Source organism: Janthinobacterium longum (genome assembly GCF_051380735.1).
In the GTDB taxonomy this organism is placed as follows: domain Bacteria; phylum Pseudomonadota; class Gammaproteobacteria; order Burkholderiales; family Burkholderiaceae_D; genus Janthinobacterium.
On sequence record NZ_JBNYXQ010000001.1, the window covers coordinates 771,685 to 795,097 of the forward strand.

General features: G+C 61.7%; 24 protein-coding genes and 1 riboswitch. Of the genes, 8 read left to right on the forward strand and 16 right to left on the reverse strand.

The genetic code is table 11. The features are described 5' to 3' along the window. Nucleotides 1-327: 327 nt before the first annotated feature. Complete coding sequence (locus ACQ4WM_RS03505; RefSeq protein ID WP_436545313.1) at nucleotides 328-1,734, forward strand: DEAD/DEAH box helicase; 1,407 nt, start codon at nucleotides 328-330, stop codon at nucleotides 1,732-1,734. Nucleotides 1,735-1,818: 84 nt separating this feature from the next. Here ACQ4WM_RS03505 and ACQ4WM_RS03510 read toward each other — a convergent pair whose 3' ends face one another. The 4 genes from ACQ4WM_RS03510 to ACQ4WM_RS03525 all read right to left on the reverse strand — a co-directional run bounded on the left by ACQ4WM_RS03510 (nucleotide 1,819) and on the right by ACQ4WM_RS03525 (nucleotide 3,343). Further along, nucleotides 1,819-2,277, reverse strand: coding sequence for an acyl-CoA thioesterase (locus ACQ4WM_RS03510; RefSeq protein ID WP_308925526.1), 459 nt, complete (start codon nucleotides 2,275-2,277; stop codon nucleotides 1,819-1,821). 83 nt (nucleotides 2,278-2,360) lie between these two features. Continuing rightward, a complete protein-coding gene (locus tag ACQ4WM_RS03515) occupies nucleotides 2,361-2,729 on the reverse strand; it encodes a hypothetical protein (RefSeq protein ID WP_436545314.1) in 369 nt (122 codons plus the stop codon). A 129-nt stretch (nucleotides 2,730-2,858) separates the two neighbouring features. Next, on the reverse strand, nucleotides 2,859-2,996 hold the full coding sequence (locus ACQ4WM_RS03520; RefSeq protein ID WP_436545315.1) for a hypothetical protein: 138 nt from the start codon (nucleotides 2,994-2,996) through the stop codon (nucleotides 2,859-2,861). Nucleotides 2,997-3,172: 176 nt separating this feature from the next. After that, a complete protein-coding gene (locus ACQ4WM_RS03525) occupies nucleotides 3,173-3,343 on the reverse strand; it encodes a hypothetical protein (protein ID WP_436545316.1) in 171 nt (56 codons plus the stop codon). Between the two features lie 347 nt (nucleotides 3,344-3,690). Between ACQ4WM_RS03525 and pepA the strand changes: the two genes are divergently transcribed. Then, nucleotides 3,691-4,515, forward strand: coding sequence for a flocculation-associated PEP-CTERM protein PepA (gene pepA, locus ACQ4WM_RS03530; RefSeq protein ID WP_436545317.1), 825 nt, complete (start codon nucleotides 3,691-3,693; stop codon nucleotides 4,513-4,515). Nucleotides 4,516-4,882: 367 nt separating this feature from the next. Here pepA and ACQ4WM_RS03535 read toward each other — a convergent pair whose 3' ends face one another. The 4 genes from ACQ4WM_RS03535 to ACQ4WM_RS03550 all read right to left on the reverse strand — a co-directional run bounded on the left by ACQ4WM_RS03535 (nucleotide 4,883) and on the right by ACQ4WM_RS03550 (nucleotide 10,061). Then, nucleotides 4,883-5,980 carry a nitroreductase family protein gene (locus tag ACQ4WM_RS03535; RefSeq protein WP_436545318.1) on the reverse strand — a complete coding sequence of 366 codons (1,098 nt, stop codon included), beginning with the start codon at nucleotides 5,978-5,980 and terminating at the stop codon, nucleotides 4,883-4,885. Continuing rightward, a complete protein-coding gene (locus ACQ4WM_RS03540; protein ID WP_436545319.1) occupies nucleotides 5,981-6,850 on the reverse strand; it encodes a ThiF family adenylyltransferase in 870 nt (289 codons plus the stop codon). It abuts the gene before it with no gap. A gap of 86 nt (nucleotides 6,851-6,936) precedes the next feature. Then, nucleotides 6,937-7,134 (reverse strand): hypothetical protein, encoded by a 198-nt coding sequence (locus tag ACQ4WM_RS03545; RefSeq protein WP_308925517.1) that lies wholly within the window; start codon nucleotides 7,132-7,134, stop codon nucleotides 6,937-6,939. Between the two features lie 83 nt (nucleotides 7,135-7,217). Beyond that, nucleotides 7,218-10,061 carry a M16 family metallopeptidase gene (locus ACQ4WM_RS03550; RefSeq protein WP_436545320.1) on the reverse strand — a complete coding sequence of 948 codons (2,844 nt, stop codon included), beginning with the start codon at nucleotides 10,059-10,061 and terminating at the stop codon, nucleotides 7,218-7,220. Nucleotides 10,062-10,223: 162 nt separating this feature from the next. After that, a riboswitch (FMN riboswitch) is annotated at nucleotides 10,224-10,374 on the forward strand. Nucleotides 10,375-10,470: 96 nt separating this feature from the next. Here ACQ4WM_RS03550 and ribB point away from each other — a divergent pair. The 5 genes from ribB (at nucleotide 10,471) to ACQ4WM_RS03575 (ending at nucleotide 15,100) form a co-directional block, all read left to right on the forward strand. Next, nucleotides 10,471-11,115, forward strand: a complete 645-nt coding sequence (gene ribB / locus ACQ4WM_RS03555) for a 3,4-dihydroxy-2-butanone-4-phosphate synthase (protein WP_436545321.1) — start codon at nucleotides 10,471-10,473, stop codon at nucleotides 11,113-11,115. Between the two features lie 46 nt (nucleotides 11,116-11,161). Beyond that, the gene (locus ACQ4WM_RS03560; protein ID WP_436545322.1) at nucleotides 11,162-11,980 is read left to right on the forward strand and encodes an MlaE family ABC transporter permease; all 819 of its coding nucleotides are present in this window, start codon (nucleotides 11,162-11,164) and stop codon (nucleotides 11,978-11,980) included. A gap of 35 nt (nucleotides 11,981-12,015) precedes the next feature. Continuing rightward, complete coding sequence (locus ACQ4WM_RS03565; RefSeq protein ID WP_436545323.1) at nucleotides 12,016-13,026, forward strand: MlaD family protein; 1,011 nt, start codon at nucleotides 12,016-12,018, stop codon at nucleotides 13,024-13,026. Next, on the forward strand, nucleotides 13,023-13,694 hold the full coding sequence (locus ACQ4WM_RS03570; protein ID WP_436545324.1) for a hypothetical protein: 672 nt from the start codon (nucleotides 13,023-13,025) through the stop codon (nucleotides 13,692-13,694). Before ACQ4WM_RS03565 ends, ACQ4WM_RS03570 begins: the two co-directional genes overlap by 4 nt. 80 nt (nucleotides 13,695-13,774) lie before the next feature. Further along, a complete protein-coding gene (locus ACQ4WM_RS03575) occupies nucleotides 13,775-15,100 on the forward strand; it encodes an ATP-binding protein (protein ID WP_436545325.1) in 1,326 nt (441 codons plus the stop codon). Here the strand turns inward: ACQ4WM_RS03575 and nosR are convergent. From nosR to ACQ4WM_RS03615, 8 genes are all read right to left on the reverse strand, one after another. After that, a complete protein-coding gene (nosR, locus tag ACQ4WM_RS03580) occupies nucleotides 15,076-16,389 on the reverse strand; it encodes a response regulator c-di-GMP phosphodiesterase, NosR family (protein ID WP_436545326.1) in 1,314 nt (437 codons plus the stop codon). The genes ACQ4WM_RS03575 and nosR overlap by 25 nt on opposite strands. Further along, nucleotides 16,386-17,846: an ATP-binding protein gene (locus tag ACQ4WM_RS03585; protein WP_436545327.1), complete on the reverse strand. Its 1,461-nt coding sequence runs from the start codon at nucleotides 17,844-17,846 to the stop codon at nucleotides 16,386-16,388. Before ACQ4WM_RS03585 ends, nosR begins: the two co-directional genes overlap by 4 nt. Before the next feature lie 23 nt (nucleotides 17,847-17,869). Beyond that, entirely contained in the window at nucleotides 17,870-18,703 is an 834-nt protein-coding gene (locus tag ACQ4WM_RS03590) for an HDOD domain-containing protein (RefSeq protein WP_436545328.1), read from the reverse strand. Next, nucleotides 18,700-19,032, reverse strand: a complete 333-nt coding sequence (locus ACQ4WM_RS03595) for a hypothetical protein (protein ID WP_436545329.1) — start codon at nucleotides 19,030-19,032, stop codon at nucleotides 18,700-18,702. The genes ACQ4WM_RS03590 and ACQ4WM_RS03595 overlap by 4 nt, the downstream gene beginning before the upstream one ends. After that, nucleotides 19,029-19,877, reverse strand: a complete 849-nt coding sequence (locus tag ACQ4WM_RS03600) for a response regulator (RefSeq protein ID WP_436545330.1) — start codon at nucleotides 19,875-19,877, stop codon at nucleotides 19,029-19,031. The genes ACQ4WM_RS03595 and ACQ4WM_RS03600 overlap by 4 nt, the downstream gene beginning before the upstream one ends. A 136-nt stretch (nucleotides 19,878-20,013) precedes the next feature. Beyond that, nucleotides 20,014-20,475, reverse strand: a complete 462-nt coding sequence (locus ACQ4WM_RS03605) for a hypothetical protein (RefSeq protein ID WP_436545331.1) — start codon at nucleotides 20,473-20,475, stop codon at nucleotides 20,014-20,016. A gap of 84 nt (nucleotides 20,476-20,559) precedes the next feature. Next, nucleotides 20,560-21,810, reverse strand: a complete 1,251-nt coding sequence (locus tag ACQ4WM_RS03610) for a DEAD/DEAH box helicase (protein WP_436545332.1) — start codon at nucleotides 21,808-21,810, stop codon at nucleotides 20,560-20,562. Between the two features lie 48 nt (nucleotides 21,811-21,858). Beyond that, on the reverse strand, nucleotides 21,859-22,917 hold the full coding sequence (locus ACQ4WM_RS03615; protein ID WP_436545333.1) for an Lnb N-terminal periplasmic domain-containing protein: 1,059 nt from the start codon (nucleotides 22,915-22,917) through the stop codon (nucleotides 21,859-21,861). A gap of 134 nt (nucleotides 22,918-23,051) precedes the next feature. Here ACQ4WM_RS03615 and ACQ4WM_RS03620 point away from each other — a divergent pair, with 134 nt between their 5' ends. Then, a complete protein-coding gene (locus tag ACQ4WM_RS03620; RefSeq protein WP_436546196.1) occupies nucleotides 23,052-23,402 on the forward strand; it encodes a glyoxalase superfamily protein in 351 nt (116 codons plus the stop codon). Nucleotides 23,403-23,413 lie beyond the last annotated feature (11 nt).

Sequence of the window (23,413 nt, forward strand, 5' to 3'; positions counted from 1 at the left end):
GGAAACGACACAATCGGCTGTTTGCGGCAGCCAGGAGCATTTAAACCGTGCAGTACCGTGGAAAATACGGTATAGTGTCGTAGTGCGCTGCAATATGTTACCTGCAGCAGTAAGATGCACGATAAATTTAGCAGCTTCGCAAGCCTTAGCGCATCTTCAGGATGCCGCTTATTAAAGCCCTCCCGCCTTGTGTGTCGCACCTGACACCGTCCCGGCGCAAAGCTTTTGTGCCGAAATTTCTTTTCATTTGAGTCATTTCGTTTTGGTTGGCGTAGCTATTTTGCGTTCTGCTTTTGCAAGAACGCTGATTTTCACGAAAGAAAAAGAATGACATTTGAATCCTTAGGCCTGCATCCGTCCATTATCGCCGCTCTGACCGAATCGGGCTACACCGCGCCAACCGCGGTACAGTTGCAAGCGATTCCCGCCGCGATCGAAGGCCGTGACCTGCTGGTCTCGTCGCAGACCGGTTCGGGCAAGACCGCAGCATTCATGCTGCCGTCGCTGCACAAACTGGCCAGCGCCGATCAAAGCGCCGCCGGCAAAACGCCGAACCAGGAAATGCAAGCTTCGCGCGCCCGCGGCGAGCGTCCACGCTTCAAGGCTGCCCAACCAAAAATGCTGGTGCTGACCCCGACCCGCGAGCTGGCCCTGCAAGTGACCACCAATACCGACAAGTACAGCACTGGCATCCGCCGCATCAAGGCTGTGTCAATTTTGGGCGGCATGCCTTACCCGAAACAGATGCAATTGCTGGCCAAGAATCCGGAAATCCTGGTCGCTACCCCAGGCCGCCTGATCGACCATATGGACTCGGGCAAGATCGACTTCTCGCAACTGGAAATTCTGGTTCTGGACGAAGCTGACCGCATGCTGGACATGGGCTTTATCGACGACATCGAAAAAATCGTCGCTGCCACGCCAGAAGGCCGCCAGACCATGCTGTTCTCGGCAACCCTGGATGGCGTAGTCGGCAACATGGCGCGCCGCATCACGAAAAACCCGATGGTCATCCAGATCGCCGGTTCGTCGAACAAGCATGAAAACATCACCCAGCGCGTCCACTTCGTCGACGATCTGTCGCACAAGAATCGTCTGCTCGATCACCTGCTGCGCGACGAAACGCTGGACCAGGCCGTCGTGTTTACCGCTACCAAGCGTGACGCCGACACCATCGCCGACCGCCTGAACATCGCCGGCTTCTCGGCTGCCGCCTTGCACGGCGACATGCATCAGGGCGCGCGTAACCGCACCCTGGACGGCATGCGCCGCGGCCAGGTCAAGGTGCTGGTTGCCACCGACGTTGCCGCCCGCGGCATCGACGTGCCAACGATCACCCACGTGTTCAACTACGACCTGCCGAAGTTCCCGGAAGACTACGTCCACCGCATCGGCCGTACTGGCCGTGCCGGCCGCAATGGCCTGGCGATCTCGCTGGTGAACCACGCTGAAGGCATGAACGTCAAGCGCATCGAACGCTTCACCAAGCAATTGATCCCGGTCAACGTGATCGAAGGCTTCGAGCCGAAGAAAACTGCCTCGGCACCACGCTCGAGCGCACGTCCAGGCGGCTGGAAACCAGGCGACAATCGCACCGCCGCCAAGCCAGGCCAACGTACGTTCAGCAAACCAGGCGCACCACGCAAAGACGGCGCGCCAAGCACCGGTGGTGGCTACAAGGGTTCCAACCCGCGCAGCACCGACGGCGCACGCCGCAGCTACGGCGACCGTTAATCACGGATCGCCTCGGCTGGGTTAGCGAGCAGTAAAAACGGCCACCAGATCGCTCTGGTGGCCGTTTTTTATTGTGCGGCAAAATTATTTCTTGGACACTTTCTGGCGCGACAGCTTGCGCAGCTTGGCCTGCTCGAAACGCACCTTTTGCTCATCCGTCTCCAGCACCAGAGGCGGCACCGCCACCGGCTTGCGGTTGGCGTCAACCGCCACCATGGTGAAATAGCAGCTGTTGGCATGGCGCACCAGGCGCTGCTGTATGTTTTCCGTGACCACCCGTATGCCTACTTCCATCGACGTGGTGCCGGTGTAATTGATCGACGCCAGGAACGTTACCAGTTCGCCCACGTGGATAGGTTGCAGGAACATCACCTGGTCGACCGACAGGGTCACCACGTAGCTGCCCGAATAGCGGCTGGCGCAGGCATAGGCGACGCTGTCGAGGTACTTCAAAATGGTGCCGCCGTGTACGTTGCCTGAAAAGTTGGCCATATCGGGCGTCATCAGGACCGTCATCGTCAGTTCGTGGGCCGACCAGTTCATCGCGCTGTCCAAAGTGTTCTCCAGGAGGGAAAGGTAAAAGTGATGGGGAATTGAAAACCGGCCTCAAGGGCCGGTGGCAGGCCTTACAGGGCCAGCGTATCGATGTCCGCCAGCGACTCGCGGCCCTTGTCGGAAATATCGTGCCCCTCGCCATCGGTGCGCGCCACGATATGGGCTTTCTTGCCGAGGAAGTAGGCTACCTCGGTGTCAAGCTTGGCCAGCGGATCGGCGGCGACGGCGCGCAATCCCATAATGCAGCGACGCAGGAACAGCAGCTCTTGCGCTTTATCGGTGATGGACAGACGGCCATCCCGGGCATAGCTGAGCAGCTTCAGGCCGGACAGGCGCTTGGCATTGCGGGCAACGCAAGCGCTCGGGCGCTCGGTCTTGATGCCGCGTGCAACCTGCTCCAGCGCGTCATATTCATCGGTTGTTAATTTCTCGTTCTTCATTGCTTTTCCATAAAAGGCCAGGTGTTCGGCCCCCATGGTACGCGCCCTGCTGCGCATCGGCAACAGGCAAGGTGATTCAGTGGCCGGGCGCAGCGCGCCCAGCCCGCTGAAATGGCGTCAGACCCTGGCTTATTTGATGCTGCGCAAGAGCAGCCAGGCCAGGCCGCAACCGGCCACGGCACCCGTCAGTGCCAGCGCCAGCAAGCTTTTGCTGTCGAGCACAGGGCGGCGGCCCAGGTAAATTTTGTTATGCAGCGAATTACCCATGATGGTCTCCTGTAGCAGATTTTGTGTGGTGTCTCATTATAAGAACAGAATCGTGACGCCCGCGTGACACACGGCAGTTCGCCGCTGCTTTGTGTGTGCCAGCGCCCGCTTTGTGCGATCTCTGTTGTTTTATTGGCGTGGCGTGACGCCCGTGCCACGCCACGCCTGGCCCGCCATCAGTGCATCTTGACCGGCGGCTGCGGTGGGGTCGGTTCTTCGATCGGTACCGGCTCGATGTCGGGCATTTTTTCCGGTGGCGGCGTCACCGGATCGCCCTCGGGCGGAACATGGTCGGGCTCCGGGGTGCTGTGGGCGTGCAAATCGGGTTTGCTGTTCAGTGCATTCATGGCATTCCTCCTTGAGTGCCACTGTAACGCATGCCAAAAAATACTGTCGCGCAAAGCGGCGCGGGAACCCATTCGCATCCAGACGCTTCAACCCTGAATGCTGGCAAAAGGAGTGCGACGGTCTGACCAGGCCAGATCAACTGTCAGCGGCACGAACCGGTGAAGACAGGGCAAAACGTCGATTTTTTTTACACCAGCGCGAAAGACAATAAATTTATTTGCATAAGCTATTGAATTTAAATATAAATATTTTATGGTACGGATTTTGCTGAAACGAGGTATGAGGTTATCTGAGGCAGCCGCAGCAGTGACCTGGTCCGATCAACCATTACGTTTAAGGAAATGCCATGAAACCGCTGTCCTCATTTCTGCGTCTCGCTCTCTCCGTGGCCGCCATCGGCGCCGCGCTGGCTAGCGCTCCGGCGCTCGCTGGTCCTTTGTTTACCGTCGATGAAGGTTCTGTCCCCGGTAGCGTACCCAACATTGTGGTGGCCGACCGCCTCAGCTTCGAATACCATGCGCGCGTTGAACAAACCATCGTTGGCGGTTTGGGAGGGGGGAACGATCCCTTCACTGAAGCAGGCTTTTTGACCAAGGCTGCTTTCGGCAGTCCCAGCAACGGCAGCATACCGTCGCAACTGAACGCCCTCAATGGCTATGGCATCTATGGTCTGTTCAACATTACCGGCCAGGCGGATACGTTAGGTGCCGGTATCTTCGCTAACTTTCAGACCCTGACCATGACGCTGTACATCGATCCCGGCCAGAACACGCAGCTATCGATTACCGACGTAGCAGGCTCGCCAGTGAATGTGGGTGGCGTCTCGGCGGATGACTATGCGATCGTGACTTATACCCTGAGTGTAGGCGAAGCACACATTTTCGACGGTCTGGCCCAAGGCGACTTCAAGGCCATGCTCAACGCCACGCTGACGCCGCAAGGACAGTCGTTTTTTGTCAACCCTGACCCGTTTTTCGCGTTTGAATCCCTCAGCGGCAATACGAATAGCTTCCTCGGCGGCAGCCTGACCAACAGTTTCGTGGCGATGGCCGACGGCGGCGGTCTGGAATTGTTTCAGGCAGCAGCTGTACCTGAGCCAGGCACGATCGCTTTGCTCGGTATCGGCCTGCTTGGTATGGCCATGACCTCTTACCGTCAGAAAAGAGGCTAGCGCCAAGCTAGCCACGCCTGTCTTCCAGTTTAAAACCGTTGATGCCCTCAGGTTTCTTTGGTGCGCCCACATTCCCTGCGGGCGCACATCGCGCCGCAAGCGAACTACAACAAACTCAGTGAAACGCTACTGCGTAGTTTAACTGACTGCGAGAAGGTCGCGCAGATCGTAAATCATGATGAGCGGAGGAACACGAATCGCTTGGCCTTACGTTTCATGACCTGGAAATTTGACCAACGGCCTGGCCCAAGCTTCGGTTCAACGCTATCTGAAATCATCAGGCCACATCCTGCTACCAATCAGTGTGCCGACACCCCAGGCCAGCTACATGAAGCGACGATCCCCTTTCCTCCGATTTCACGCATGACTATCCTGCGGGCGGCGCCAAGATCAACTCTGCCAGCGGGCGCCGCATCGATCGCGCATGGGCGCTCTTCCCTGCGCCTATGCGCCCCAGGAAAACGGCCTGCTCGCCGGCCTGCGAACCCAGCAGCGCATGATATTGCCCGGCCAGCTCCCGCGCCAGGTCAAGCATTCCGTCGGCGCCCGAAAAGACACGTCCTTCGCGCACGTAGCGGGCAAAGATCACGGGCGTCAATTCCGGCTGCAATTGCAAACCCAGCTGCGTGGCCGTCAGCCAAAAGCGCTGCATGGCGCGTCCGGCCGCCACGTAATCGTCGATACTGTTAGGCTGCGTGTCGGCCACCAGCACGAAGTGGGCAGCGCAATACAAGCCGGGGAGCAAATCCATCTGCAGCCGCGGCGCCAGTGTGCCGCCCATCCAGGTATTGAAGAAATTGACCCGGCGCCAACTTTGCATGATCCAGCGCATCAGCTTGGCAGTCACGGGATCTACCCCCAGCGCCTGATCCGGCATACGGTCTTCGCTGAAACGGGCACCCCATTCGATCACATTGCGATGCACCAGATGCGCCTCGGGCATGGTCAGGCGCAATTCTGCGTTGTTGAACATCAGGCGCGCGCTAGCCAGCCGCGACTTGAAGCCTTCCAGCCACGTCACGCGGTAGCCGGGTGGCAGGCAGTCCTCCAGCACCGCCTTTTCGCTGGCGCGCAACTGCCGCGTGCTGAGACGGCGCCGCTGTACGCTGCGCTGGCGGATGAAGGCGGCCAGAGGGTCAGGCTCCAGCCCTTGCTGATCGATAAAGTCTACCTCAAACGTGGGCAAGGTATCAGGCATGCCCAGGCGGCGCCGCGCTTGCATGCGCAAGCCATGAATGCTGGCTGCCAGTGCCATGCTTTCCAGCAGCCCGCCCAACGACAGCTGACTGGGGTGACCGTCCAAGTCGTACACGCTATGCGTACGCGTGTCGAAGCCATGCACGACCACTTGGCGCAGCCCGGTGACTTCAAAACGCCACGGCTGAGTGTTGTCGCCGCTGGGCGCCCAGCGCGCCAGATCGAGAATTTGTTCGAGTACTGGGTCAATTGAGAGCGCGACAGTCATTTAGCCGCCCCTGGCGGCGCGGCGCCGCTTGATGACGGCCATCGCCAGGCGCTGCAAGGGATGGCGGTTGCCGCCCGGACGCCAGGTATGCACCATCTTGTTGCGATAGGCATCGAAATGCATGCCGCGCGGCGCGGCCATCACCTTGCCACGCCCCAACAGGATCTTCAGCGCCTCGGTGGCCGCCGCGCCCGCGCACAGCTGGCAGCCCATGATGGTCGATGGCCCGCGCCGCTCCTTCAGGTTGATGGCCGACGGGTCGACCAGGTAAGGGCCATGCAGTCCGGCCGGTGCCAGGCCGACCAGGAAGCGCAGCGCTTTTTCTTCCTCGGGCAGGTCGCCCCAGCCGAAATACTGCTCGAACGTCATCTGGCCCGGCAGGAAACTGAGCACGGCCGTGCCCATGCCAAGCGGGGCGGCCGTGATCGACGGTATGGCCAGCCTGGCGCACATGGCAAAAGTGGCCTGGCGCGCGGAGAAAGCAAAGAAATCGAGGCCGTCCACGTACAGGTCGACGCCATCAAAAAAATCGGCCAGGTTGGCGTCGTTGATGCCGTCGGGGAACAGCTTGAGGTCGAGTTCGGGATTGATGTCGCGCGCCATCTGCGCCAGCACATCAACCTTCGGCTGGCCCAGGGTCGACACCATGGCGCCGGCCTGGCGGTTGAAATTGGCGATATCGAAGGTATCGAAATCGGCGATATGAAACGCGCCAATACCGAGCCGCGCCAGGGTCAGCAAATGCACGCCACCGACGCCACCCATGCCGGCGATCGCCACCCGCTTGCCGCGCAAGCTGTCCTGTTCGTCCCCGGTAACCCAGCCCAGGTTTCGGGCAAATGCCGCGTGATAAGAAAAACCGTCTGTCATGCTCACCTTTCTTGCGTCCAACAACGGACCAAGAAAGTGAGACAGCTATTCAAATAAAAAGTTCCCGCAAAACGAGAAAAACTTGCTCAGGCCAACGCTTCCTTGGCCGCCTCTTCCGGCGTCAACCCATCGTAGAACTGGTCGGTGAACCACTCGACCTGCTCTTCGATATGCTCCTGCGCCTGCTCCACCGTGGCGCCGCCGGCGACTAAAAAGCCTTCGACTTCGATACACCAGTTAATCAATTCCAGGGTTTCCGGATCGAGTTCTTCTTTCTTGGCCATCTTGCACTTTCTGAGAGTTCGTTTGCCATCACATCGGCAGGCGCCAGTTTATCATTTCCGTCCGCGCCCGCCTCCGCCTGCCATTATTTGCTGTTGCTTACCGCCACCTTTTTCTGTTCCGGATACAACACCACCTGCACATAATTGTCCATGTTCAGGTAGCGCTGGGCGGCCTGTTTTACCGCTTGCGGCGTGATGTCGCGCACCCGCTGCTCGAAACGCAGGATCTGAGCCGGGTCACGGCCCTGGGTTACCGAGCCCATCAGCTGACTCATCCAGTAATTGTTTTCCCGCATGGCCTTCTGCTGGCGCGTGATCCAGTTCAGCTTGACCTTTTCCAGATCAAGCGCGCTGGGCCCGTCCTTTTTCATCTTGTTGATCTCGGCAAAGGCGGCGGCGATCACCTTGTCGACGTTTTCCGGCGCCGTCGGCAGCGACAGCGCCACCGAATAGTGGCCGTATGGATGCTGGCCCATCGACGCTTCAAAGCCGCCGCCATAAATCATGCTCATCTTTTCGCGCAGCACCTCGATCACTTTCAGGTTCAGCACTTCGCCGAGCGCCTCCAAGGTCAGCTTCTGCTCCTCCGAATACGCCACGTCGCCGGTAAAGGTGACGGAAATCGTGCTTTTCGGCTCGCTGCCCATGTAGACAGCTTTTTTCACCACGCCCTGCACCGGGCGCATGCCGACGTCACGGTAGGCATGCGCCACTCCGGTCACCGGCAACGCGCCCAGGTAGCTGGCGACCAGGGGTTTGATCTTGTCGAGTTCGAAGCTGCCCGTAAAGATGAAGGTCATGTCGCGCGCGCTGGAAAAGCGCTGGCGGAAGATATCGAGCGAACGGTCGAGGCTGACCTTGTCAAAGTCGGCCGGACGCGGCACGCCGTCAACGCGCGGATTGTCGCCAAACATGGTGTGCTGCACAGCGTCATAAAACACCGCGTCGGGTTGTGCCAGGATGTTTTTTGCCAGGTCCTGCTGCTTGCCGATATACGAGTGGAACAGGTCGGCATCCTTGCGCACATCGTGCATGTACAGATACACCAGTTGCAGCATCGATTCGACATCGGCGCTGCTCGACGAACCGCCGAAGCCTTCGCTCAGTTCGCCCAGCGAGGCGCCCACGTTGACGGTCTTGCCGGCGACGATTTTCTGCAGCTCCAGCGGCGACATGCCCTTCAGGCCCATGCTGCCGACGACGGCGCTGGCATAGCGGGCATTGTAGATATCGGGGGCGTCATACAGCGACTGGCCACCGAAGCGGGTGGCGCCCATCAGTACCTGGTCGTTCTTGAAGTCGGTCGGTTTCAACAAAACGCGCACGCCATTGCCCAGGGTCAGCTCCGTCACGCCGATGGCGCTGTTGAGCTTCTCGCTGACGATGCTGCCGCCGGCTGGCGGGCCATCCATCAGGCTGCCGGCCACCACTTTTTCCGTGTGCGGTTCGACCTTTTGCTGCTCGGCGCTGGCGACCGCATCGAGCAACTGCTGCTCGCTGGGCACAGTGCTGCCCGGTTTCGGTTCGGCGCCCATGAAGACCACCAGTTTCTTTTGCTGCTCAGGGATGACTTTCGCCACCGCCTCGTTAATTTCCTGCAAGGACACTTGCGGCAGCAATTCACGCGCATACATCAGTTCATTGGCAATGCCGGGGATCGCTTCCTGTTCCAGAAAGTTGCGCGAATACTCGGCCACGAAGCCGGCCGAATCGGATTTGTCGCGTTCGTTGTAGCCGCGTTCGTAGTTGCGCAGCATGTTCTTGCGCGCGCGGTCCAGTTCGTCCTGGCTGAAGCCGAAGCGGCGCGCCCGTTCGTCCTCGCGCACCAGCGCATCGACGGCCGGCTGCACGCCGCCCTTGCCCAGCAAGGCATACGCGCTGAACGATTCATAGCCGCGTACCAGCTTGCCCATGCTGCTGCCGCCCTGGATAAACGGCGGATTGGCCTGCTGCGTCAGTTCCTGCATGCGCGCACTGAGCATCTGGCCGTACAGGTTCTCGATCATCTGGCGACGGTAATCGGCGATCGTCACCGGCTCCTGCGCCGGGCGGATCGGATAGCGGATGAACACGCTGTCGTCGGCCGCTTCCTTGTCGGTGACCACCAGCGCTTCCGTCTGCGAGCGCTGTGGCACTTCCGCGTACAGGCGCGGGCGCGGTCTCAGCGGATTTTTCAGCTTGCCGAAATGCTGCCGTATCATTTTTTCAGCCTGTTTCGGATCGACATCGCCGACCACCATCACGGCCATCAGGTCGGGCCGGTACCAGTCCTTGTAGAAACGCTTGATGGTGTCCGGCTTGAAGGTCTTCAGTATGTCTTCCTTGCCGATCGGCATGCGCTCGGCATAGCGTGAGCCGTTCAGCAATTTCGGATACAACACCTTGTTCATGCGGTCGCTGGCGCCCTTGCCCAAGCGAGCCTCTTCGAGCACGATGCCGCGCTCGCTGTCGATATCGGCCGGATTGAATTTCAAGCCGTGGGCCCAGTCTTCCAGCACCAGGAAACCTTTTTCCAGGTTGCCTTTTTTGTTGGTCGGGATCGGCAGCACGTAGACGGTTTCATCGAAGCTGGTATAGGCATTCAGGTCGGCGCCGAATTTCACGCCGATCGATTGCAGGTACGAAATAAGTTCATTACGCTTGAAATGCGTCGATCCATTGAAGGCCATGTGCTCGGTAAAGTGCGCCAGACCTTGCTGGTCGTCGTCTTCCAGGATCGAACCGGCTTTCACCACCAGGCGCAATTCGACTTTCTGCGCGGGACGGGCATTTTTCTTGATGTAATAGGTCAGGCCGTTCGGCAGTTTTCCGACCGTCACTTCCGGCGCCACCGGCAGCGGATCGCTCAAACGAAGTTCCGCTTGCGCCAGGGAAGCGCAGACCAGCAGCACGGCGCCCGAGATCAGGCGTAATTTACTCAGCTTCATGTATTCTCATAGGTAGATGCGACAAGCATACCTTACACCGAATTGCCGGCAGCGCTGTTAAAAATAGCTTAGCGGACATACTGCGATACAAACGGCAAGCTCCCGCCCGCAGGGCTGAACTATGCTAAAGTATCGCCGCCGGTCATGTGGACCGGCACAACAATACGTCTTCGGGGCGGGGTGCGATTCCCCACCGGCGGTAAGACCGGCAACGGTCAAGCCCGCGAGCGCTTTTCAGGCAAGCCCTGGAAAGGTCAGCAGATCTGGTGTGACTCCAGAGCCGACGGTATAGTCCGGATGAAAGAAGATGTGCGTCAGACCCACTGTCCGATCGCCTTGCGCGATACGGACTGCTGCGCCTGTGCGCTTGCCCTGCAGCGTTTTTCGCCTGTGCGAGGAGCGTTACACCATGTTAGTCAACAGCTATACCGTCCTTTCCCACGACCTTGAAGGTCGCATGCAATCGGCCCTGGCCGCCATGCGCGCCGGCGTGCCCGTCATCCTGCTTGACGATTTCGACCGTGAAAACGAAGCCGACCTGATCATTTCGGCCGAAAAACTGACCAACGAATCCATGGCTCTGTTGATCCGCGAATGCAGCGGCATCGTCTGCCTGTGCCTGCCCGCCGAAACCGTGTCCAGGCTGGAGTTGCCACCGATGTCGCCAGACAACGGCAGCCGCTATGGCACGCCGTTTACCGTCTCGATCGAAGCACGCGAGGGCGTCACCACCGGCGTGTCGGCCGCCGACCGCGTCACCACCATCCGCGCCGCCATCGCGCCCGATGCAAGGCCATCGGACCTGGTGCGCCCCGGCCATGTGTTCCCCTTGCGCGCCGCGCCCGGTGGCGTGCTGGAACGCCGTGGCCACACGGAAGGTTCCGTCGATCTGTCGCGCATGGCGGGCTTGAACCCGGCCGCCGTACTGTGCGAACTGATGAATCCGGACGGCACCATGATGCGCGGCGGCGATATCGAACGTTTTGCCGAGCTGCATGGCATGCCGATATTGACCATCGAAGAGATGGTGGCCTGGCGCAAGTTGCACGACTGACGCAGGGGAACGCAAAGGCAGCGGCTGGCAATGATAAGATGCCACGATGACAGCTTCTGCCTCCGCCTCCATCATCATCCATTTGCGCCGCCTGAACCGGGTCGCTGCGGCCTGGATCGTCAGCTGGTGGCGCTTGCTGCAATTTGCTACCCTGATCTTTTCACTGGCGCTGTCGCCGTCGAGCTATAACCGGCAGAACCGCCCCATCCTCGCGCACCGCCTGGTCAGCAACACGGCGCCCAACCTGATGTGGTTCAGCGTTGCCTGCCTGCTGGTCGGCCTGGTGCTGATCCGCATCGTGGTGGTCAGCGCGCAAAGCTATGGCCTGTCGCGCTATGCACTGGAAATGGTGGTGCGCGTGCTGGTGCTCGAACTGATCCCGCTGACCGCCGCGCTGTTCGTCGCGCTGAGGCTGACCCTGCCCGACGGCATCGCGTTTGCACAGATGCGCTCGAACGGCCTGCTCGACAAACTGCAGCGCCAGGGCACCGACCTGCTGCGCAGCGAGTATTTTCCGCGCGTGATGTCGGGCATTTTCGCCGTCTGGATGCTGGCCATTGCCAGCTGCGTCAGTTCGCTCATCCTCGCCTACCTCACCATCTACGGTTTCACGCCATGGGCGCTGCAGGGTTACACGCGGGTGGTGGGGCAGATCTTCAATCCGGCCGTGGTGCTGATCCTGATGCTCAAGGTGGTGTTTTTCAGCTTTGCCGTGGCCCTGATTCCGCTGTCGTCGTCTTATTATCCGCCCGATACAAACCGCCGACAGCGCCTGTTTGCCGCCCACGGCCTGTCCGAAATGCTGCGTTTGTTTTCCGTCATCCTGCTGGTCGAAGTGGCCTCGCTGATGGGAAATTATTACTGATGCCCGCCCTCTACCCTACTTTCTAGCCAGAAACCATGAGCACTCCTGCCAATCCAGACCAGACCGACATTACAGCGCCCGAGGCCGTGCTGCCCGCGCCGCCACCGGTGCGCCACGCCGAACTGAAGGCGGCCATTTTGCTGGTCTCGATGTTCGTGCTGATCGCCGGCTCGGTGCTGTACCTGATGTATGCGCGCGGCGCCTTCGAAGCGACACAGACGCTGGTGCTGGCCACCGATGATTCCGACGGCGTGGTGGTCGGCGCCGACCTGACCTTTTCCGGCTTTCCCATCGGCCGCGTGCAGCGCATCGAACTGGCGCCCACCGGCCGCGCCCGCGTGATCATCGACGTGCCGAAAAAAGATGCGCACTGGCTGCGTACCAGCAGCATTTTCACGCTGGAACGCGGCATCGTCGGCGGCGCCAAGCTGCGCGCCTACAGCGGCATCCTGACCGACCCGCCCCTGCCCGACGAAGCCACGCGTGACCTGCTGGTGGGCGACATGGCGGCCGAAATCCCGCGCCTGCTGGCCGCCGCAAAGGACCTGCTGGCCAACCTGGGCAACCTGACCGCCACCGATTCGGCGCTCGACACCGCCATGCGCAATGTACAAACCGTGACCGGCAAGCTCAGTGGCCCAAGTGGTGCCATGGGCCTGCTGACAGGCGACGACAAGCAATCAAGGTTGCTGATAGAGCGCGCCAACGCCCTGTTGATCACCGCCGACCAGCTGGCGCGCCGCACCGATGGCCTGGTGTCCAATGCGGATCGACGTGTATTCGGCGCGCAAGGCGTGATGACCGATGCGCAGGCAACCATCGTGCAGTTGAACGCCTTGCTGGCCGACACGCGCAACAGCCTGAAAAAGGTCGACGCCGTGCTGGTCGAAGCGCAAGCCGTGGGCGCCAACGCGAAAGCCGCCACGGCCGACCTGGGGCCGCTGCGCGCCGACGTGGAAAGCAATCTGCGCAAGGTCGAGCAACTGGTCAATGAAATCAACCGCAAATGGCCGTTCAAGCGCAATCCGGAGATTACCCTGCCATGAGAATGACTGCCCTACTCGGTGCCACGCTGCTTTGTACCTTGTTGGCCGCCTGCTCCAGCGGCCCGCCCGTGCCGGACTGGAAAATGAATGCACAAAGCGCGATCGAGCGTTTTGAAGCGGCTTACCTCGCCGGCAGGACGCTGGTGGAGCAAACCGAATTCCAGCGCGCGCGCAGCCAGGTGGCAGGCACCGGCAAGGTCGACCTGATCGCCAGGGTGGAGTTGCTGCGCTGCGCCACGCGCGTGGCCAGCCTGGTGTTCGAGCCTTGCACCGGCTTTGACGCCCTGCGCGAAGACGCCGGCGACGCCGACCGCGCCTATGCCCGCTACCTGGCCGGCACGGCGCAGCCGGCAGACGCCGCCCTGCTGCCCGAGAGCCAGCGCGCGGTGGCCAGCGCAACGTCTGACACCCAGGCGGCCAGCGCTGCAGCCGCCATCAAGGAGCCATTGGGGAAACTGGTGGCGGCCGGTGTGCTGCTGCGCGCCAACCGGGCCACGCCCGAGCTGCTCGCCATGGCCGTGAACACGGCTTCCGACCAGGGCTGGCGCCGGCCGCTGCTGGCCTGGCTGGGCGTACAGCGCCTGCGCGCGGAACAAGCAGGAGACATGCCGGAAGCACAGCGCATCGCGCGCCGCATGACCCTGGTTGGCGAACCGCCTGCACCGTAAATAGCCATGCGGCGCGCATCGGCTTCGTGCATAATCGGCACAGGCCGACCTCCCGGCCGCTGACGCAGCGAGGTACGGCGATGCAGTTCGAAGACTTCAGCTTTTCCGACGCCAGGGCGCCGGCCGCCAGCGTGGTGCCGGGCACAAGCCAGGGGCGCCTGCAGTACCTGCTCGACAATACCCCCTCGATTATCTATTGCACCGTACCGAGCGGCGACTTCAAGATGACGTTTGTCAGCAACAATGCCCTGAACGTGCTGGGCTACCATCCCGACGACATGGTGGCCGATCCCAACTTCTGGTTCGACCATATCCACCCCGACGACGCACCCGGCATTTTTTCAAGCCTGGCGCAGATCTTCGTGCAAGGTGCGCGCGCCTACGAATATCGTTTTCGCGTCAGCGACGGCAGCTACCTGTGGATGCACGACAGCCTGCGCCTGGTGCGCGACGAACACGGCGTGCCCTGCGAAGTGATCGGCTCGTTGACCGACATTACCGAGCGCAAGCGCATGGAAGCGATGCTGCAGGCGCGCGGCGAAGAGCAGCAGCGCCTGATCAGCAAGTTGCAGCAAGCGCACGAGCAGTTGCTGCAGGCCGAAAAAATGGCTTCCATCGGGCAATTGGCGGCCGGCATAGCGCATGAAATCAATAACCCGATCGGCTTCGTGAATTCAAACATGAGCTCGCTGCAAGCCTATGTCGCCACCCTGTTTGACGTGATCGGCCAGTATGAGGCCGCGATGGGCCAGCAGATCGATGGCGCGGCGCTGGCCGCTCGCGTGGCACAGGTACGCCAGCAAGCCGACCTGGCCTACCTGCAGTCGGACATGGCAGACTTGCTGGGCGAGTCGATGGACGGGCTGAAGCGGGTGCGCGACATCGTGCAGGCGTTGAAAGACTTTTCCCATGTGGGCGAAAGCAACTGGCAGGTCGCCGATCTGCATGCCGGGCTCGACACGACGCTCAATATCGTCGGCAACGAACTGAAGTACAAGGCCCGCATCGACAAGCAATACGGCCAGCTGCCACCGATCGCATGCCTGGCCTCGCAGCTGAACCAGGTCTTCATGAACCTGCTGGTCAACGCCGGGCAGGCCATCAGCGGCGATGGCGTGATCAGCATCCGCACCGGCCACCTGGACGGCTGGATATGGGTGGAGATCGGCGACACCGGGGCCGGCATTGCACCTGAACACCTGCATCGCATTTTCGAGCCTTTCTTCACCACCAAGGCGGTCGGCAGCGGCACGGGCCTGGGCCTGTCGCTGTCTTATGGCATTGTCAACCAGCACGGCGGACGCATCGAGGTGGCGTCGGAACCGGGGCGCGGCACGCGCTTTACGGTGCGCCTGCCGGTGTCGCCGCCGGCGTCGCTGGTTCAGAGCGGCTTGACGGGCGGATAGACGCGGATGGCGAGCCGTCCGCCATTCTTGCCTTCGAAATCAAGCAGCTGGGCGATCACGCGCACCGTCAGCACATGGTCGGCAGCGAGCAGCATCAGGCCATCACGGCTGATCAAATCGCGCGACAGCACCATGCCCGGCTCGAGTTCGCCCGACAGCACCGCCATGTCGCGCGGTGGCGCCTGCGTCTGGTCCATCATGCTGCGAAAGGCGGCCACCACCGCCGGATCATAGCGTTTGCCGCTGCTGTCATAAATCAGGGTACGCGCCTCGTCGGCGCGCAGGCTGCGTTGCACCATGGCGCCGATTTGCAAGCCGTCGTAGTCCGACGCCAGCGCCAGGATGCGTGCGCCGAGCGGAATGGCCAGCCCCGCCAGGCCATCGGGAAAGCCGGCGCCGTCGAAGCGCTCAAGCTGCGAGCGCAGGATGACCGACACGGAACGCAATTCGTCAAGCGCCATCAGCAGTTGTTCGGCGCGCAGCGGATGCTTGCGAAACGTGGCCAGCTGCTCGCCATTCCAGGCGCTGGCAGGCAGTTCCAGCAGATCATCACTCAGGCTGAGCTTGCCAATATCCTTGAGCAGTGCCGCGATGAACACGTCGCGCGCCTCCTGCGCTTCCAGGCCCATCGCCTGGGCCAGCTTGCGCGCCAACTCGGCCACCCTGCGTGCATGGCCGGCCAGCTTGCCGCCACGCATTTCGATCAGGTTGGAAAACACCTTGATGGTGGTCACAAACGTCGCCTTGAGCTTGTCATTGGCCGCCTGCAGGTCGTCATGCGACAGCTTGAGCTGCTGCGTGCGCACGGCAACTTTTTCTTCCAGGCTGGCATTGAGCTGCAGCAGCTGGGCGTTCTGGGTGGCCGTCAGCGCTTCCAGGCGCAGCTTGTCCTGCTCCAGAGCACGGCGCTCAAGCGCATGGCGTACCACCAGCACGATGTCGTTCTCGTCCCACGGCTTGGTCACGTAGCGGTAGATTTCACCGTGATTGATGGCGTCGAGTATCGACTGGATGTCGGCATAGCCGGTCAGCAGCAGGCGGATGGTGTCGGGCCAGCGCTGGCGCACCTGCGCCAGGAACTGCGCACCGTCCATCTGCGGCATGCGCATGTCGGAGATGACCAGGTCCACCACCTCGCTTTCCAGCATCGCCAGGCCGGCCGCGCCGCTGTCGGCTGTCAGCATGCGGTAGCCGTGCGGGCGGAACAGTCGCCGCAGGGCGGACAGGATATTTGGTTCGTCATCGACGCACAGTATGGTCGGCGGCACGGCAGCGGCAATGCTTGTCATGGTGCGGTATCCGGTAAAAGTGATGGTGCGGCCAGCGGCGCCTGGTGCACGGGCAAGGTGATGCGAAACGTGGTGCCGCTGCCCACCACGCTGTGCACATCGATGCGCCCGTGGTGCTTTTGCACGGTCGTATAGGCCAGCGACAGGCCCAGGCCCGTGCCCTGGCCGACGGGCTTGGTGGTGAAGAATGGATCGAAGATGCGCGACAGATGCTCGGGCGAGATGCCGCTGCCCGTATCCTCGACCTCGACCCACACTTCGCTGTCGTTCTCGCTGCCGGTGCGCAGCGTGATGCAGCCGCGCTGCTCGCCCATGGCGTGGGCCGCATTGACGACCAGGTTCATGATCACCTGGTTCAGCTCCGAAGGCTGGCATTCGATATCGGGAATGTCGCCGTACTGTTTGATGACATCAGCCTTGTACTTGACCTCGTTGTTGACGATATTGAGCGTGGTGTCGATGCCCTGGCGCAGGTCGGCCCAGACCCATTCCTGCAGCGCATCGGTGCGCGAAAAGTCCTTCAGATCCTGCACGATGCGACGCACGCGCACGATACCCTCTTTCGATTCGCTCATCAGCTGGCCGGTGTCGGTGCGCAGGAAAGCCAGGTCGATCTGCTCGCGCAATGCTGCCAGGCGCTGCGCCACGGCGGGCGTGGCGATGTCGGACTCGGCCTCTTCATAGGCGTCGAGCATGGCGAACAGGTCGGCCAGGTAGCCTTCGAGTGCGCCAAAATTGGAAAACACGTAACCGATGGGGTTGTTGATCTCGTGCGCCACGCCGGCGGCCAGCTGGCCGATCGAGGCCAGCTTTTCGGACTGCAGCAGTTTTTGCTGGGCCAGCGACAGTTTGTGATTCAGTTCGGTCAGCGCCAGGTTACGTTCGCGCAAGGCCATCTCGGCCACTTCGCGCTGGGCGATATCGTCGGCCAGCCGTTCGTTCATCTCGGCCAACTGTGCCGTGCGCGTCGCCACCAGGTTTTCCAGGTTGTCGTGGGCGCGGCGCAGCGCACTTTCGGCATTGTGCCGTTCGGTCACGTCGCGCAGCGTTTCGATGGCGCCGACCAGCCGCCCCTGGCGGTCGCGCAGGGGTGCGGCCGTAAAGTGCAGCCAGTGGCCGCTGGCGCCGATATTGGGAAAGAAATCCTCCGCCTCATAGGCGCCCGGTATCACCGACGACGCCTTGAGCTTGCCCTGGTACAGCCCCTGCTCGCCCAGTCCGATATCGCCCTCCACCAGCAGGTCGGCCAGGCAGGCGCGCGGCCGGCGATAAAATGCCCGCCAGTGCTCGCACGTGCCGACCATCGCTGTGGCGGTATAGCCCAGCAACTGTTCGCAGGCACTGTTCCAGTGCGTCACCACATGCTCGGTGTCGATGGCAAACGTGGCCACCGGATGGCCGTCGAAAAACGCCGACAGGGCCGCGCCGGGAAAGGTCGTGTCGTCGTCCGGTCTCATGGATTGCCTTTCAGTGTGGGAGGTCATGCCAGCATGATGCGCGAAATTTCATCGAAAGTGTGCTCGGCCTGCCGCAACAGCGCAAACCACTGTTCGTCGTCCAGTGCAAGCAGGCACCAGGCGGGTGACAGCGGCGGCACCAGCGCCGCCTCAATACCCGCCAGGTCCAGCGCGTGGGCAAGGACGTTGGCCAGGTGAACCAGCAGCGGCAAGCCGACTGCATCGAGGCGCCCGATGGCATATTGGTCGGCAACGGCCTGCTGTATTGCTTCGGGAAACTGCCAGTATGCGGCCAGCGCGCTGCCTACTTGCGCATGGTCGATGCCGAGTACGGCACGTTCGGCCTCGACCATCTGGCAATCATGCTGCTGTCGATAGTCGCGCGCCTGCGCATGCTCGGCGGGAAAGCGGGTGACCAGCACCAACGTGCCCAAGTCGTGCAGCAGGCCAGCCGTGAAGGCCGTTTCCGGGCTCACGCCCATGTGCGGCGCCAGCAGGCGGGCCACCACGGCGGTGGCCAGCGAATGGCGCCAGAAAGCCTGGAAATCAAAACCGGGCACGGGCGCAAAGCTGCCCGTCAACGCGCACGCCGTGACCATGGTGCGGATACTGTGAAAACCCAGCACGGAAACGGCCTGCGCCACGCTGGTGACTGTCGATTGCATGCCGTAGAACGACGAATTGGCAATGCGCATGGTCTTCGCCGCCAGCGCCTGGTCCAGTTCGATCTTGTGCGCCAGTACATGCACATCGATATCCGGCTGTTCCATGCTCGTCAGTAATTCCAGCACCACCGCTGGCAGTGACGGCAATGCATGGATATGCCGGATTACCTGCTCGACACTGAGCGCTGTCATGCGCCACTCCCCTGGCGGTAGCGCTGCAGCAAGGCCAGCAGGCCTGCCCCGGGGGCGTCGGGTGGCGTAGCGCGAAACACGATGGACAATCGGGCCAGCTGGTGCTGGCGCGCGGCAGCGGCATGCTCCTGGTCGCCGGCATCGTTCAACGGGGCGGCGACGATCCAGCAAGCTTCGACGCCGCGCCTGCGCAGGGCTGCCAGGCTGCCGGCGGTCAGTGCGGCGCCCTGCGCCAGCAGCACCATGCCGCTGGCGTCGAGGATGGCACGCGACAGCATCGCGCCTTCCTGTACCTGCGCCAAAGCTACCTCGCGCTCGCCTGCGTTCATGGCGGCGCTCCGGTCAGGCACAGCGTCACCAGGCTGCCGCGCGAGCGCGAGCGTGCGCCCATGGCGTGCAGCGCCACCACATAGGACTTGCCGTCGATGACAAGCAGGCGCTGCGCACCGGCATACGGTTCAAACAGCCGCGGCAGGACCAGCGCAGCTTCACAGCCCAGCAGCGCCGCGCCGCCGTCGAACAGCCGCGCGGCAGCCGCATTGATAAAGGCAATCATGCCGTCCTCGCCCAGGCCCAGGATGGGCAGCGGCAGGAACTGCAGCACCTCGCGGGCGATGCCCAGGCTGACTTCGTCGTGGCTGATCTGGTTCTGCTGCTGGCGCAGCAAGGCCTGCATGGCGTCATTGGCAACGGACAACGCCAGATTGGCCTCGCGCAGCTGCTCGTTGAGGCGCACGTTGTCGTCGTCAATGCCTTTCAGGCGGAACGCTTCGGCGATATGGGCGCGCAGTTGCTGGTCATCCCAGGGTTTGGTCAGGAATTTGAAAATGGCGCCTTCGTTGACGGCATCGGTCACGGCCTGCAATTCCGTGTAGCCAGACAGCATGATGCGCATGGTCTGCGGATACAGCAGCCTGGCCTTGCGCAGAAAATCGGCGCCCAGCATGCCCGGCATGCGCTGGTCCGACACGATCACGTCGACCGCATGGCCGGCCAGCAGGTCCAGCCCTTCCTGCCCGCTGGTGGCCGTCAGGATATGGTAATCGTCGCGCCGCAGCAGGCGCTTGAGCGCTGCAAGAATGTTTTGCTCGTCATCGACCAGCAGCAGGGTACGCCGCGCCGCGTCCGGACTTTCCGCAGAGACGGGCGTCGCCGAAGCATCTTGCACATCCATCGAACCATCCTCTCGTCGCCACAGCGACATGGGAGCTTGCCTTCAGGGCAAATTATCGTGCGGTACAGCACCGCGCAATCTTGTCTGAAATTATACGGCCAAATACGCCGTTTTCGCAGGTATTACCTGTCGACTGTTAATTGCTCACGCGGCAAGGCATGTTTCGGTAAAAGATAAAGCCGCCCAAGCCGATGGTTTTCGTCTCGGCCTTGACGCTGTAGACCAGCGCGTTCTTCTCCGCTTCAACGCGCAGCAGATTGTTCTCTTTGGTCTGGTGAGCGTGTGATCTGGCCAGATCGGGTCGCGGCGCCACTTCGAGGCGCAGTTCTGCTGTGGCTGGGTCGTAGGACCAGCGGCCCGGATTGAAAAAGGCGAAGCCGCCGTCAAAACGCAGCCGTCCATCCTTGAACTGGGTCATGCAGATGCCGGGAAACTCGCTGGGCGGGTTGTACCAGGTAGCGGCTACCTCGTCACTTGCGGCCTTGCCCGGCATGTGCAGTCCCGCCTTGCCAGCGCCCTGCCCCATCATGCCGGAGCAGCCGGCCAGCAAGGCCGTGATGGCAAAAATTGCTGCCGTATTGATACCGTTGATTCGCATTTCCGTCCCGTATTTTTAATTTCTGAAAAGCAATCATAGACCGGGGCGGCCAGCCATTCAAGCGGCCAGCGCACATAAAAAAATTTAATTGCCGGCAGCTTTCGCCGCCGCTTCGCGCAATTTGTCCTTTTTACTCTTGCGCGCACCTTTCACTCCACCATTGACGGTATCGGTCACCGCACTGACGGGCGTGGGCAATTCGGTCGGCTCGAAGCCGGCCACCACTTCGCGCACGATGCGCAGGTCGTTGCGGTTTTCGATCAGGCGGAAATGCGCTTCGGTATCGGCCGTGACGAAGCTGACCGCCGTGCCGCTCTCGCCGGCGCGGCCGGTGCGGCCGATGCGGTGCGTGTAATCGACGGCCGAGCGGGGCAAGTCATAATTGACGACGGCCGGCAAGCCGGCGATATCGATGCCGCGCGCGGCCACGTCGGTGGCGACCAGCACCTGCAGGCGGCCCGCCTTGAAATCGGCCAGCAACTGGCTGCGCGTGCCCTGGGAAAATTCGCCATGAAACGCCCCCACATGCAGGCCGGCGCGCTGCAGCTTGTCGGCCACGTGCTCGGCCGCATATTTGGTGGCAACGAACACCAGCACCCGCTCCCATTGCTGCTGCAAAATCAGATAGCGCAGCAACTGGGTGCGGCGCGGCACATCGACGGTAATCGCTCGCTGCACGATATCGGGCTTGTCCTGCGGCTCGGACGCCACCTCGATACGTACCGGTTCGGTCAACAAGCCGTCGGCCAGCGCCTGCACGCTGTCGGGAAAGGTGGCCGAGAAAAACAGGTTCTGGCGTTGCGCCGGCAGCAGCGCCAGCACGGCGTTGATTTCTTCCGCAAAGCCCATGTCGAGCAGGCGGTCCGCTTCGTCGAGCACAAACAGCGACACGCCACCGAGTTTGACGGCATTGTGCTTGACCAGGTCCAATAGCCGGCCCGGCGTGGCGACCACGATATCGGCGCCGCCGCGCAAGTCCATCATCTGCGGATTGATCGAGACGCCACCGAACAGCACGGAAATCTTCAGTTTCACCGGCAAGGGCTTGGCCAGCGCATGCACGGTCTGCCCCACTTGCGCCGCCAGCTCTCGCGTCGGCACCAGGATCAGCGCGCGCACCTGGCGCGGGCCAGTTGCCGGGGCCATCAGCGCCTGCAACAGCGGCAGCACATAAGCGGCCGTCTTGCCCGAGCCGGTCTGCGCCGCGCCCAGCACATCGCTGCCACGCAGGATGGCAGGGATGGCTTGCGCCTGGATGGCGGTAGGCGCGGCATAACCGGCCTTGTCAACGGCGCGTACGAGGGAGGGAATCAGACCCAGTGAGGAAAATGGCATGGCGGGCCTTCATGTATTCTTGAAAAGGCGCCAGTATAAAGCAATGCTTTACTGCCGCGGCATTTGCCTGACGGGGTGGCCTTGCTCATCGTAGCCGGGCATGCCGCGCCGGATCGAGTGCGAAAAATCGGGGTCGGCATTGGCGGCCCGCGCGCGCGCCGTGATATGGCCGCCGTCGCGCAACTGCGGGAAGGTAAAACCCGGCACCAGGGCCTGCACGTCGAACAGGTAGCGGTCCAGGTAACCGGACGCCAGCAGCCGGTAGTCGAACGGCAGGCCCGGCACGATGCGGCGTGCCATCTCGAAGACGATGGTGGTGCAGTTGGCGCTCAAGGTATTGTAGAACTGCGGCTTGCGTTTGAGCGTATCGGCTTCGTCAAGGTAGGCCAGGTACAGCGAGCGCATGGCGGCGCGCGGCATCATCACGCGGTACAGGTGAATGTCTTCGTCACGCGCATTGGTGCGCGTGCGTATGATGTCGCGCTCGTCGGCAGCGATCAGGCTCATTTCAAAATGCTTGAAGAAGCCGCCGATGGCGGAAAAGCTCTCGCCTTTCTCCTTGCGGATTTCGATCGAAAAAGTGAGAAAACGCCCATCGGCAAAACCGAACGACACCAGGGTGTGGGCGATCAGCGGGCCGGTCCAGTACGACAGAGCCGCGTCGACCGTGCGCAAGTCGTCGAGATTGTAGCTGCGCTGTTCCCATTTGACCGTGTAATCGTTTTCGCTGCGCCAGTCGAAATTGCGCACATTGTCGAGCGTCACCACGCTGCCCTTGACCGTGCCCGTCACATTCCTCGCCACATCGTCGGCCCAGCTGCGGTCCTGCTTTGGAGCGATCAGACTCCACCACAACAGCAGCAGCACAAAACCGCCCGCATACGGCAGCAAGGTGCGCGCGCTGCCGCGCGTCCACCACAGCGCGATGCTGCCGATGCCAAGCGCCGCCCACAGCACGGCGCCGATGGTCTGCGCGGCCACGCCACCGGCCAACTGGTACCACAGCGCCAGCGCGCCCCACAGGGCCGTCAATACAATAACAAGGGAAGCCGCCAGTTTGCCGATGGTGGCCAGCACAGAGCTGGCGCGAGATGATAAGAATGTCATGCCGGGATTATAGAGGCAAGCATGTCCCGCACGCTGTTCAGCTGTCGAGTGGCGCCCGGCTAAAAGGACGCGGCTGAAAAAACACTAGAATGAGCGACTTTGACTGATCTTGAAAGCGTCACCATGCACCCCCCATCCCCATCCTGCGCAGCTTTTCGGAAACCAAGGCGCGCGAATTCTATTGCCAGTTCCTCGGTTTTACCATCGACTGGGAGCACCGTTTCAACGATACCGCCCCGCTCTATATGCAACTGCGTCGCGAAGAACTCGTCCTGCACTTGTCCGAACATCATGGCGATGCCACGCCGGGCGCCGCGCTGCTGATCCCGGTTGACGATATCGCCGCCCTGCATGCCGAATTGCTGGCGAAGAACTATCCATATGCGCGGCCCGGCATACGCGAGGAGGACTGGGGCCGCATCATGGAGGTGGCGGACCCGTTCGGCAACAAGCTGCGTTTCTGGCAACAACTGGCGGATTCCTGATGATTAGCGGC